The organism is Mesorhizobium sp. M0998 (assembly GCF_040318885.1).
Lineage (GTDB): Bacteria > Pseudomonadota > Alphaproteobacteria > Rhizobiales > Rhizobiaceae > Mesorhizobium.
Window position 1 is genome coordinate 77,073 of the sequence record NZ_JAMYND010000025.1, and the last position, 12,525, is coordinate 89,597.

General features: G+C 58.9%; 6 protein-coding genes and 4 pseudogenes. 5 read left to right on the forward strand and 5 right to left on the reverse strand.

Annotated elements, in window-relative coordinates:
* Positions 1–104: 104 nt before the first annotated feature.
* Positions 105–1,227 (forward strand): annotated as a pseudogene (locus NKH59_RS22460) (site-specific integrase).
* A gap of 242 nt (positions 1,228–1,469) precedes the next feature.
* Here NKH59_RS22460 and NKH59_RS22465 read toward each other — a convergent pair.
* Complete coding sequence (locus NKH59_RS22465; protein WP_353023094.1) at positions 1,470–3,137, reverse strand: tannase/feruloyl esterase family alpha/beta hydrolase; 1,668 nt, start codon at positions 3,135–3,137, stop codon at positions 1,470–1,472.
* 185 nt (positions 3,138–3,322) lie between these two features.
* Between NKH59_RS22465 and NKH59_RS22470 the strand changes: the two are divergent.
* Positions 3,323–3,641, forward strand: a pseudogene (locus NKH59_RS22470) (integrase); the annotation flags it as partial.
* 2 nt (positions 3,642–3,643) lie between these two features.
* Here NKH59_RS22470 and NKH59_RS22475 read toward each other — a convergent pair.
* From NKH59_RS22475 to nadE, 3 genes and pseudogenes are all read right to left on the reverse strand, one after another.
* A complete protein-coding gene (locus NKH59_RS22475) occupies positions 3,644–3,901 on the reverse strand; it encodes an aminopeptidase (RefSeq protein WP_352453904.1) in 258 nt (85 codons plus the stop codon).
* Between the two features lie 660 nt (positions 3,902–4,561).
* The gene (locus NKH59_RS22480) at positions 4,562–5,644 is read right to left on the reverse strand and encodes a sensor histidine kinase (RefSeq protein WP_353023096.1); all 1,083 of its coding nucleotides are present in this window, start codon (positions 5,642–5,644) and stop codon (positions 4,562–4,564) included.
* A 404-nt stretch (positions 5,645–6,048) separates the two neighbouring features.
* Positions 6,049–6,380: pseudogene (nadE, locus tag NKH59_RS22485) on the reverse strand (NAD(+) synthase); the annotation flags it as partial.
* A 1,012-nt stretch (positions 6,381–7,392) separates the two neighbouring features.
* Between nadE and NKH59_RS22490 the strand changes: the two are divergent.
* Positions 7,393–9,459 (forward strand): carbamoyltransferase family protein, encoded by a 2,067-nt coding sequence (locus NKH59_RS22490; RefSeq protein WP_352474134.1) that lies wholly within the window; start codon positions 7,393–7,395, stop codon positions 9,457–9,459.
* Between the two features lie 85 nt (positions 9,460–9,544).
* On the opposite strand, the gene NKH59_RS22495 is transcribed toward NKH59_RS22490, so the two are convergent.
* Positions 9,545–9,721, reverse strand: coding sequence for a hypothetical protein (locus tag NKH59_RS22495; protein WP_352457364.1), 177 nt, complete (start codon positions 9,719–9,721; stop codon positions 9,545–9,547).
* 320 nt (positions 9,722–10,041) lie between these two features.
* Between NKH59_RS22495 and NKH59_RS22500 the strand changes: the two genes are divergently transcribed.
* Positions 10,042–11,226, forward strand: a complete 1,185-nt coding sequence (locus tag NKH59_RS22500; protein WP_352453586.1) for a glycosyltransferase family 9 protein — start codon at positions 10,042–10,044, stop codon at positions 11,224–11,226.
* A 204-nt stretch (positions 11,227–11,430) separates the two neighbouring features.
* Positions 11,431–12,446: pseudogene (locus tag NKH59_RS22505) on the forward strand (IS3 family transposase); the annotation flags it as partial.
* Positions 12,447–12,525: the final 79 nt, after the last annotated feature.

Below are 12,525 nucleotides of genomic sequence, written 5' to 3' on the forward strand. Positions count from 1 at the left end.
TGCAGCGGCGACGGCAGATCGAGATATTGGCGGGTTGATGCCGGGGCTTTGTCCGAAATCTGTGGTCCGATTTCGGACGAAGTGACGGTCAAGATGTCCGAAATATGCTACGAATTTCGGACAAGCTTCACACACAAAGCGCCGCGGCTTTGCCCGACATCATCGATATCGTCATGCAGATGGGCGATGCCGACCTAGCCTCGTCCCCTCCCCTTCCAGCCATTGCCAATCCCAGCCTGCCTGCGCAGCTTGAGGCGCTCGCCGGCCGCGCGCGCGATTGTATCGAGGCGGCGAGTTCGGCCAACACGCGCCGCGCCTACGCAGCCGACTGGAAGCATTTTTCGAGCTGGTGCCGGCGCCAAGGCATCGAGATGTTCCCGCCCGATCCTGAGGTCGTCGGGCTCTATATCGCCGCCTGCGCGTCAGGTACGGCCACTGGCGACAAAAAGCCCAACACCGTTTCAACCATCGAGCGCCGGCTTTCGTCGCTCTCCTGGAATTTTGCCCAGCGCGGCCAGCCGCTGGACCGCAAGGACCGGCATATCGCCACGGTGATGGCTGGCGTTCGAAACACCCACGCCTCCCCTCCCCGGCAGAAGGAAGCGGTCCTGCCCGAGGATCTGATCGCATCTTCGAGACCCTCGACCGCGGCACGCTGCGTGGTCTGCGCGACCGCGCCATGCTGCTTTTGGGTTTCGCCGGCGGCCTTCGCCGATCCGAAATCGTCGGCCTCGACGTCGGCAGGGATCAGACCGAGGACGGACGCGGCTGGGTCGAGATTTTTGCCGATAAGGGTCTGCTTGTCACATTGCGCGGCAAAACCGGCTGGCGCGAGGTCGAAATCGGCCGCGGCTCCTCCGAAGCCACCTGCCCTGTGGTCGCTCTGCAGACCTGGCTAAGACTGGCGCGCATTGCGCACGGACCGCTGTTTCGGCGCGTTGCTGGTCAAGGCAGAGCCGTCGGTGCCGATCGCTTGAACGACCAGGAGGTCGCACGCCTGGTCAAGCGCACGGCGCTCGCCGCCGGCGTGCGCGGCGATCTGTCGGAGGGCGAACGGGCCAAGAAATTCGCCGGCCACTCACTGCGCGCCGGCCTCGCCTCGTCGGCCGAGGTCGACGAACGCTATGTGCAAAAACAGCTCGGCCATGCCTCCGCGGAGATGACGGAAATTATCAGCGCCGGCGCGATCGTTTCCGCGTAAATCTCACCAAGGCGTCCGGGCTCTGATGCCCCCGTTTTGTCCGCTGGGATGAGGCGGTCAGATCTCAGGCGATAACAATTACCTCATCGAGCACAGCGAGCGCTGTGTCCAGACTATCGGCGGCCGACGCTTCGTCGTCAGGCATGATCATCAACTGCGTTATGGCACGGCCCACAAATTCCGGGTTTAGCTTTTCCAACCGATCCTTGGTCCGGGAGACCTGTTCCGGGAATGCGCGCAGATTGAAGCGAACAAATGACGAGGTCTCTTATCCCCGACACGAATAGCTCGCGATCTCATCGGGATTTCCCTTACCGCCATAGGCAGCTTGAGTGGGATAAGCGCAGATCGGCTGGTGCTTGCCGGGGAATGCCTTGCTGCCAGCCGCGAGAGAATCCGGAGCCTTGTCTTGGTTTATCCAGCCCTCGATGGCGGCCAAAGGATCAAAGTCGTCGAAGGCTTGGCCATCGCCGCAGTGGGTCATCCCCGGGATTATGAACATGCGCACGAAACGGCGAGTCGCTTCCAAATCGCCGCCGCTTGTGACCTCGACGACTTGCTTGTACCAGCGCACCAGATCGTTGGCTGAGAAGACCGGATCGGAAAGTCCCTGAAACAAGAGCAGCTTTCCACCGTGGGCAGCGAAGCTGGCGAGATACGTGCCGGTCGCATCATTGAGCTTGGCCGTATCCGCAACGCGTGCCGGATCCTTGTCGAAGTCGAACTTCAGGGGGTCAAAATTCGGCGCCGGGGGCGTCATGAAGTAGTATTGAAGCGAGCGGGCTCCCAGAACGATGTTATTTGCATCCGACTGGGAAGTGGGGGAATTGCCCAGCTTCCACATTCTCCAGTCCGCGCCCGCAACGCCCGTATCATATGGCCAATCGCTGTAAAGCTTTTCGCCATCGGAGCTTTCCGGACCCGCGAACGCGCGGCTCATGGCCTGCACTTGACCAGCCGTGAGGCAGCTGTCCGTCTTATCGCCTTGGCAGGACAGGACCTTTGGGTCGAACCGGCACTGCTGCCAGGCATTGATGACGCCATCCTCAATGCCATCGCGAGCATCACAGGCAGCGAGAACCGCCTTGGCGACGATGTTCAGATCCTGCTGGGAGAAGGCGCGGGATAGAATGGGATGGCCGGCCTCATCCTTGGGAGCGATGCTCATGTACTGGCGAGTATCCCAGGCTTCGGCAATGTTGGCGGCACTGAGACGAAAACCCGGGCTACCTGCAACAATGCCGTCGAACTCGAGCGGATATCGCTGAGCCGCTATCAACGCCTCACGACCGCCATTCGAGCATCCCATGAACACCGACTTTTTCGGAGCCGCCCCATAGAACTTTGCAATCACCTGCTTCGAGACCGAAGTGACTTTGCCAATGGAGGCGTACGCAAAATCAATGCGTGCGGCTTGATCGACCCCGAAAGCCGGATCGGGGCTTGGGTGCCCGCCATCCATGCTTACAACAGCGTAGCCGCGCAAGAGCCCGGGAGCCGCGGTCGAGTTCCGGCAAGGAATGGTCCCGACGGCCGGCGCCAGGAAGCCATCAACTGCGCCGCCGCCCTGGAAAAGGAACATGTCGTTCCAGGTCGTCGGAAGACGCACCTCAAACCGGGTGCCATATGATTGACCATCGACCCCCTGGCGTTTCCCGATAACACCTCGGACAAGGCAGTGCCCGCCAACTTTTACCGCCTGAGGCGAGGCGCCGGTGAATGCAGTGAAGGGATCTGCGGGGATCTCCTGCGGCTTTTGAAGGCTAGCCTCGCTAAAGATCACGCTTGGAATTTTGAGCTTGGCGATGGACCGGCACGCCTGATCCGACGCGTTTGCCGCCAGTGCAGGCGCACATACACATATGATCGCCAACATCAGTGCCAGCGTGCACCCGCGGTCCCGCAGCTTGAGCCCGTTAGCCAAGAACATACCCATCCTCCCTGGATGCGCCCGATAGCCCGAAAGCTGATCGCATTGGTAGCTAGTTGTGAGCTTTCAGTAGCTTGTCCATCCGGTCCGAACCGGGAAAGCTGAGATTGTCGAAGCTTCAGTGACTCCAGGGGGACCGGATGAACATCCATAAGAATACCGGTCTGACGCCGCTCGGTCGAGAGCGGATTTTTTGCGCCTGGGCGCGCCGGCAGCACCTCGGAGGTGTTGCCGCCTGATCCGCAGACCGTCGGCCTCTACATCACGGCCCGTGCATCCAGAAAGGTTACAGGAGACAAGAAACCAAACTCTGTGGCGACGATCGAGCGCCGTCTCTCCTCCCTGGCGTGGAATTATACGCAGCGTGGCGAGCCGCTCGATCGAAAGGACCGCCATATCGCCACCGTGCCCGCCGGCATCCGTAACAGCCATGCAAAACCGTCTGTGCAGAATGAGGCCATACTTCCCGAAGACCTGATCGCCATGCTGGAGACGGTGCTCCGCAAGACCCATCAGGTCGCCCCAGGCCAGAGCAACCGGCTCGTCCCCGGGGAGGACGAAACGGTCGACCACTCCGCTTGTTCGACTTGTGTTCGGGCGACTATCCCGGCTTCTATGCATCGCGCTTCGGCGCGGCGAGCTTTGTCCAACGCGCCAAGCCTTTGAACCGAATCGCTGTAGACGGAAGTCGCGGCGAGCTTCGCGTTGTTGATCGGAGCATCGAACCAGGCGTCGTATCCGCGGTATCCACCCCATCGTCTGTCGCGCAATCTGTTGGCGAGCGCGTCCTCAGCCGTTCGATCGCGGCCGTCTTTGCCGCAAACTATTATGTGGCGGCCGCCGATGCCATTCGGGCGCGCAATATCTCAGGGGTTGAAGGATCGTCGATCAGTTTTCCGATGTCTTGGCGGGCCGCGATGATCTGCACATGACCCTACAAAGATTGCGCGTAGTAGGAAATACTGGTGCAACTGGTCACCCAGGCGTCAGGATAATCGTAGAACCAATCGAACGAATGCACGCATCGCGGTTTGCCTACAGCACTGCTCTCCTGTCCCGATAGCGCAAATTCGCGGTTACCTCCGGCCACGAACAGTCGGACCAATTTTATTTGTAGGTTAGACCTTCGTCCTCGGCAAGATTGGCCAAGCGATCACTCGCTGCTGAATTGCCGGCCCGCGCGTGATGAGCGCGAAGGCGTCAGGTGCCCCCGCCGTCAAGACTCAAGCCGCAACGTAATCAGGCGGGAGTGCCTTCCGCTAGGTGGGGATGGACTGGCCGCCGAAGTCGGAAGCAGCAAGCCTGGAGCATAATGGAAGACCTCGACCATGTGAAGCAGGCCGTGAAGGGCGACCTAGCCTATTTGCAGCCACCTGCTCAAAGCCGTGACATGAAGCCAGCCGCCAGCCTGCTAGTTCGACAGCAACCGTTCAGCTTGCTGCCGCCGACCGCTTGAAAACGATGGTCACCTTCGTCCCTTTGTTGGCGCTGGACTCGACGGCTAGCTGCGCCTTGGCGTTCTCGGTCAGCGATCGCGCGATCAGCGCTCCGAGCTTGCCTGGTTTGGGCCACACCTCGCCTTCCGGCAGGCCGATTCCGTCGTCCGCCACTATAACCCGGCAGCCGTCGCCATCGACGACGCTGTGCAGTGTTATCGTGCCGCCATCGCGGCCGCGGAACGCATGCTTAAGTGAATTGGTCAGCAATTCATTTACGACCAGCCCGGCCGGCATGGCGACGTTTATTGACACGGGATATGTATCCACCTTCATATCCAGCCGGATCCCCTCGACTGCATGCGAGCTCATCACCGCGGACGCGATCTGGCTGAGATAGACGCCAAGATCGACCTCCTCCTTCGGCTCGTCGGCCGTTAGCGTCTGGTAGAGGATCGCCAGAGCGTCGACGCGACCGGCAAGCCGCTCAAACCGTCTCCGGTCGGCCTCGGTCGCGTTGCGGCTTTCCAGCCGGATCAGCGCGGTGATCATCTGCAGGTTGTTCTTCACCCGGTGCTGCAGTTCGCGCAGCAGCGTGTCTTTCTCGCTGACACGCTCCTCCACCGAGCGCTGATCTCCCGCCTCGCCGTGAGCCGATACGTCGACCAGCGCCACCAGCCGGAAGCAAACCTTGCCGTTATCGTCTTCTATCTCGTTCGAATAAACGTCGACAATCGCGGGTTTGTCCTCGCCGCGTTCCAGCCTGAAGGTGCCGACCAGATCGGTTCCCTCGACCACGGCCTCGGCTAGCGGCCTGTCCTGTTGCTGATGGAGGCCTGTGCCTAAAAGGGCCGCCCAGTTTTCTCGGGTGAGCCTGGCGGCCGTCAGGCCTGACAGTTTCTCGAATTCCGGATTGGCGTAGACCACGCGCTCTTCACCGGCAAGGTCCGAAACGGCTATGGCGATCGGCACCTGGTCAAGGAATTTCTTGAACTGTTCGCTTTCGAGTGCTGTTGCAAGGTCAGGTGTATCAAGCAGCTGCTCGACCGCCTCAGCCTTCTCTGAATCCGATGTCATTTGCGCGCCTGTTCTGTGCGGATGATATCAACAATGCGGCGCGCCTGCCATCGCCAAAACTGGAGCTGCATCTCACGTTTCGCATCACGCATCTGACAACCAGCTCTGCATCGCGTAACGGCCGCACGTCCAGCATTGCGACCGGCCGAAGGAGAGCGGCAAGGATCGGCTAGAATCCAGGTGCCTGGAATGTCGAAGCGACCGGTCAAGTGGGTACGCTGCGGAAGATCGATAGAGCAGGCATTCAGGGAGAATGAGTTCGCGTGCCGGCCTCGGCGATACGTGCCGACACTGTCAACCTCATGACCGCATGCGGGCTGAAAGAGCAGCGCTTCGCTCCAGCGGTAATTCAGGCCGCTAGCTGCCTAACTGCGGCAAGCCCATCGATCGTGTATGTTGAGACGCTATTGCCGATGCCTAAATATCGAACCCGTCATGGCAATCGTTGTGACGGGAAGCGCTCGCTTATGGGCTGTGCTGGAATGCGCATGAAGTATACGCCTGTGCGCCGCTTCGTTGATCTCTTGGCCTTCGAGGAAGTCGTCAATCTCATCGTATGTGAGACCGGGACGAGGTTCTCCAGGTCGGCGGTCGGGATCTTTTCAACAAGATCAGACGGAGCGCCCAGATACACTGCCAAGGCGCGAACTCTGCGCTTGTTCAGCCCGGAAAGAGGAAGAATGTCTGCGGCACCATCGCCGAACTTGGTGAAGAAGCCCATCAAGGCCTCGGCTGCTTCGAAGCGACTTCTGAAAAAGAAGTGTGGGTTTGCTCTCATACCCTTTGCTGAAAAATGTTGTCATAGAGCGCATGGAATGCCACGCGCTTCGAATCGGAGTAGCCATCCGGGAAGCCTAAGCCCCTTTGAAGCGCATGTCCGGCAGCTATTCATAGCGTGGATGACTTTGATCGAAACAAACGATTTCATAACTCTTCGGAAATCTTGCATGGACAAAAGCACGTCCGCACCGGTCACCCATCCAAAGGAGAAAATCTTCCATGCGCCCTGACGTGCAGTGGAGGTCGTGCCGAGAAGTGAGTTGCAACTGGCCGATCATGTCGGCGGTTCGACGCTAGTCGTCCCCAATGTTCCTGAGCTGCGAAGTCTTGCAGGCGAGCCAGCTGCCCAGCGCGATTCTGCTTGTGGCGGGCTTTTTGCCGCAGGCAGTCCGCTCGTTTGGGCAGAGGATTGGAGACCCGGCCGGCAGCGCTACCATACAACATCAGCGCACTTTACATCTACGCGGTATTGCCGGGCTTCCAGTCGGTGCCATGTTTGGCCGACGAATGACGCGATGCGGCCTCCTGCACAAGCGAAGGCGTTATCGGATGTGCGACCGGGAAGCAGGCGGACAGTGCAGCACATGTCAGTCGCCTGTGCGACGGTCTTTCGGGGAATGAAATCGGGCCAGTTCACGGCGCGGCATTATTCGTCAACAGCCGCCCCTTCGCAAGGATATAGGCAGCCCGCGTCACAAGTTCGTGCTGCAGATGAAAACGGCATCGCCGGCATGCAAGTCAGCAGCCGCTCAAGATTCGATGATCCAGCCAAGCTCTCGGCGTCATGGAATGGCAGGCGCCACGATCGAAGCATCTCATGTTGATTCAGGCGGACCCTTATGAGGCGTTCTTTGATGCCGGTGATGCCTGACAGGCGGTTGCAGCTGCAAGCGACAACGCGGCCTATTTAGTTGGAAACGGTCTGAGGCAGGCCAATTTGGCTTGCCCGTCACTATGTGGAGAAAGAAATGCTGTGTCTAGGAATTAGCGGCGGACTTGACCAAGTCCATGAAAACCGATTCGAGCTTCGGAACGCCTTTATGCACGATGGCGCCGCGGTGCTCGTCCGAGACGGACGGGTGATAGCAGCCGTCGAAGAGGAACGCCTCAATCGGATGAAACACTCCAACAAGCTCCCAATTCGTTCGATTCAATACTGTCTGTCAGCGGCGGGGGTTCAGCTCAACGACATTGATCGTGTCGCGCTCTACGCCAGCGAGCCCTATGCCAACGCCATGCTTGAAGGTATGTCCGCATCCCACCCGGACATTCTCTCCATTCCGTTGGATGCTAAAACGTTGGTGCAGGATCTGTTAACGCGTGAGTTCGGCACTAAGTTGGACAGTTCGCGTATTTCATTCGTAAGTCATCATCAGGCGCACGCCGTGAGCGCCTTTGCAATGTCGGGCTTCGAACAAAGTCTCATTCTAGCGATTGATGGCTCTGGTGATTTCCTATCGGGCCTCTTGGCGGTAGGGTCTGGCACAGAAATTACGCAACTCGAGGCTTTCCCCGAGAACAATTCTCTTGGGCTGTTTTATCTCGAGACGATCCGCTATCTCGGCTACGGCTTGTTCGACGAGTATAAGGTAATGGGACTCGCGCCCTACGGCGACCCCGCTCCGTATCGCGAGCTCTTCGAGCAGTTCTACGAGCTCTCCGCCAACGGCGGTGGCTACCGTGTTCACCTCGACCGCATCGGTCCGGCGTTGCTCCGCAATATCGAGGTCAGGCGAAAGGGAATGCCCTTCACCCAGCAGCATCGAGATGTGAGTGCGTCACTGCAGGAAGCGCTTGAGCGGATCGTGTTCCACATTCTCCGGCATCACCGTGAGGCCACCGGCATGAAGCGGTTGTGCCTGGCGGGGGGGGTGGCCCACAACTGCACGATGAACGGTAAGCTGCTGTATTCAGGGCTTTTCGAAGACATTTTCGTGCAACCCGCGTCTCACGACGCTGGCTGCGCATTGGGAGCTGCGCTGATAGTCTCTAACGAGATGGGCCGCCCCGCGCCGTGTGAGCGACTGCAGGGGGTCTATTGGGGTCCTGATCTCGGGAGCGAGCGCGCCGTGCAACAGGAACTGAATGCATGGGCCGGACATCTCGAGGTTGAACGCTCTGATGACGTGGCAAGCAGTGCAGCCGACTGGATCGCCAACGGCGCCGTGATCGGCTGGGTGCAGGGTCGTTCGGAGTTTGGGCCACGTGCGCTGGGCAACCGCAGCATTCTTGCCGACCCTCGGCCCGCCGCAAACAAGGACCGGATCAATGCGATGGTCAAGAAGCGCGAAGGCTATCGGCCCTTCGCGCCATCTGTGCTGGAGGAGGATGCGAGCGAATTTTTCGACCTCCCGGACGGTAGGCACGAATTTCCATTCATGAATTTCGTCGTTCGCGTGCGTGACTCAAAGCGCGCCTTGCTCGGTGCCATCACGCACGTCGACGGTACCGCTCGCCTGCAAACAGTATCGCGCAACGCCAATCCCGCGTACTGGGAGGTCATCAATGCGTTCAAGAAGCGCACAGGCACTCCAATTCTGCTCAATACGTCCTTTAACAACAATGCCGAACCGATCGTGGATTCGGTTGCAGACGCGATTGCCACCTTTCTGACGACAGAGCTGGATGGACTTGTGGTCGGGCCCTTCCTGGTAAAAAAGCGGGCTGCAACGCTGCAGGATTGGACTGCGCTTGCGGTTTCGTTGCCGCCCTATGTGTCCCTCCATCAAACCCGCGCTTACAAAGCGCCAGATCGTCGGGAGACTCACTGCGAGATCAGCACGACCCACTTCAGCAGTGACAGTGTACGAATTTCACACGACTTGTTTAATCTGCTGATGCGGATTGAGGGCGAAGCCGTGTTGGGAGATCTCCTCAATACAATTGCGCCGGATCAGGCTAAGCGTGAAGCTCTGATGGAGGGCCTGCGACGGCTGTGGGAGCAGCGCCTCGTTCGATTGCATCCCTCACAAGCTGCTCGCATGGATCAAGACTGCGATCAAACGCTGGACCAGCATAACAGGCTCTCAGCGTGATAGAGGTGCCGCTATCCAAGCTCGGCGAATAATGGTGTTCATCGATGCCGCCTGCCACCTCACCGCTGGCAGGCAGTCGACTTCATCACAGGGTTGATTCGTCCACTTCACCTTGGACGACCGGACGCGCAGAAAAAAGCGGCTGCGGCGGGTCCTTGCTAGCGACCGTGATGCGGGACCACAGCGACAGGGCGTGCCCGAGACGGTCAATGCGGCCGGCGGTGTCGTCGCCGGCGGCGACGGTCGCATTCAGGATCAGCATCGACCAAAGAGCGAGGCCACTGCCGTTATGCTCCGAGATCTGGGGACGGCGGCTTGGCGATCACCGTCTACTCGGCGTTGCCGAACTCACTGCATGCGAGACCGTGACGAAGCCCCTCACATTGCGGGTCGGGACATAGCTGGCTTTCTTGGCGCGCCACCATCGCTAGAGATGCAGACTTCGCCCAACAGCTCCTGCTGGAGCGCGGCTTGGATCTGATGGCAGAATTCTTGCGGAGACGCGGACAAAGTGGGGAGCACTCCAACCTACACACGCGTCACCGGGCTATCAGTGTTGACCGTATAATCTTCGGAATGGCAATGGCATATTTTACAAAGCACGACGGCAATCAAATTATATACCGCAGCTGGGAAGAGCCGGAACAGTCAAGCGCAAGGATGAGAATTTTGGTCCTCAAGCTTGATCATGTCGGCGACTTTTGGATGTCTCTAGGGCCTCTAAAGGACCTTCGTCAGCGTTTTGCGCATGCCCACATTACGCTGGTGGTGGGAAGCTGGAACATCGCTACTGCAAAACAGTTCGACCTCGCCGACGATCACGTTGCTTTTGACTTTTTTCCTCGCAACCCAAAAGTCAAAACGCGCAAAGAAGCCGCGGACATCAGGCCGCTGCTGACCGGCGAGTTTGATCTTGCCATTGATATGCGTGTTCCGGAAGAAACAAGGCCGATCTTGCTTGAAGTTCCCGCCAGGCACCGTGCGGCGATAGTTGATCCGTACAGCATGCATCAGATCGATATTGCGATAGCGCCATTCAATCTGAAACTGCGCAGAACCATTTTCTACAAGCTGGTCCAAAAAATAGGGCTTGCTAACAAAATCCCCCGTAGATGGCTTGATTGGTTCATTGACCGTAAGCAGGTGCGTCTCCAGCATGTGTCAGAAATCCTCCTCTTTCTGGTCGCAAAGGCAGCTGCCTATTTCGAAAGCGGAGCGGGTCACCCACAGAATTCGACTACAGGCAATGCCCCGATTGTCGTGGCTCCGTTCTCCAATTCCAGCCTGCGAGATTGGCCGATTGAAAGTTTTGGCAAAGTTGTCGCTGCTCTTTCGACCCGTGGTGAGGTGGTCCTCGTTGGCCGTGGCGAATGCCTGGAAGCGCTTGAGGAGGTTGCGAAGATAGCTAGGGAACGTGGGGCCGCGAACATTCGGACGGCTGTCGACTTGTCAGAATTGGAATTCAATTGTCTCGTGAATTCGGCCGCCCTCGTCGTTTCGAACAATTCAGGCACCGGCCATGTCGCTGCCCAGCTTGGCCGCCCTACTATCGGCATTTTCACGGCGTCACATCTACCGGAGATTTGGGGGTTTCGAGGTCCCTTGGTCAGCATGCTTATGAGTGTTATTGAATGTCGCGGATGTGGTCTGGACCAAGTGCGGCATTGTCCGGTCAAAGTCCGATGCAAGTTCGACATCACGCCGGATCTCGTGATTGCCGAGGTAAACGCCTTGATGAACCATTGTAAGGGTACGGCACAAGCTTAGTGGCTCGCGGTCACCACAACCGCGATTGCCCAGCCCTTATCGCTGATTCAATCGCTACAATCATCTAAAGGCCGAAATTCAGAATCGAATCGACTTGTTCGAAGGACCGCAGTGGCGATGTCACATTGGCCGACAGGTGGTGACCTTGCCCCTCTGATCTAATCCGGTTTGAAGTTCGTTCTGGCCCATCGAGAGGACCAGGACATGAAACGTAGCCGCTTCTCTGAAGAGCAGATCATCGGAATTTTGAAGGAACATGAGGCCGGGGTATCGGTTGCCGATCTGTGCCGCAAGCACGGGGTCAGCGACGCCTCGATTTACAACTGGAAGGCCCGCTTCGGCGGGATGGATGTCTCCGAGGCTCGGCGACTGAAGGCTCTGGAGGACGAGAACACGCGGCTGAAGCGGCTTCTGGCCGACGCCATGCTCGACAATGCCGCGTTGAAGGATCTTGTGGGAAAGAAATGGTGACGCCCGCGGCCAAGCGGAAAGCTGTCGCTCGCCTGAAGGAAGGCTTCGGGATGAGCGAAGGGCGGGCGTGTAAAGCCATCGGCTGTTGCCGCATGACGGTTCGCTACGAGACCAGCAGGCCGGACGACCGCGAGCTTCGCGAGCGGATGAAGGCGATCGCGCAGGAGCGTCGCCGGTTCGGCTACCGGCGTCTTCTCGTGATGCTGAGGCGGGAGGGCCTGGTCGTGAACCACAAGAAGCTGTTCCGGCTCTATCGGGAGGAGAAGCTCGCCGTTCGCCGCCGTGGCGGCCGCAAACGGGCGATCGGGACCAGGGCGCCGATGGTGGTGCCGCTGAGGCCCGACGAGCGCTGGTCGCTCGACTTCGTATCCGACCAGCTCACAGACGGGCGCCGCTTCCGCATCCTGGCCGTCGTCGACGACTGCACGAGAGAGTGCCTGGCACTCATCATTGATACGTCTCTCTCGGGCATGCGGGTTGCCCGCGAATTGGACCGGCTCATCACCGAGCGCGGCCGGCCGAGAATGATCGTCAGCGACAATGGCAGCGAGTTCACCTCGAACGCCATCCTCTCCTGGGCGGATCAGAACCGCGTCGAATGGCATTACATTGCGCCCGGCAAGCCGATGCAGAATGGCTTCATCGAGAGCTTCAACGGCCGACTACGCGATGAACTGCTCAACGAGACGCTGTTTACTTCGCTGGCTCAGGCACGCGTCGCCATCGCCCTGTGGCGCGCCGACTACAATCCTGTTTCATAACACCCATCTGTCTATGTCGTTGAAGTGAATAGGTTTTGCTGATCTGGATGCGATCCCGTGGGGTATT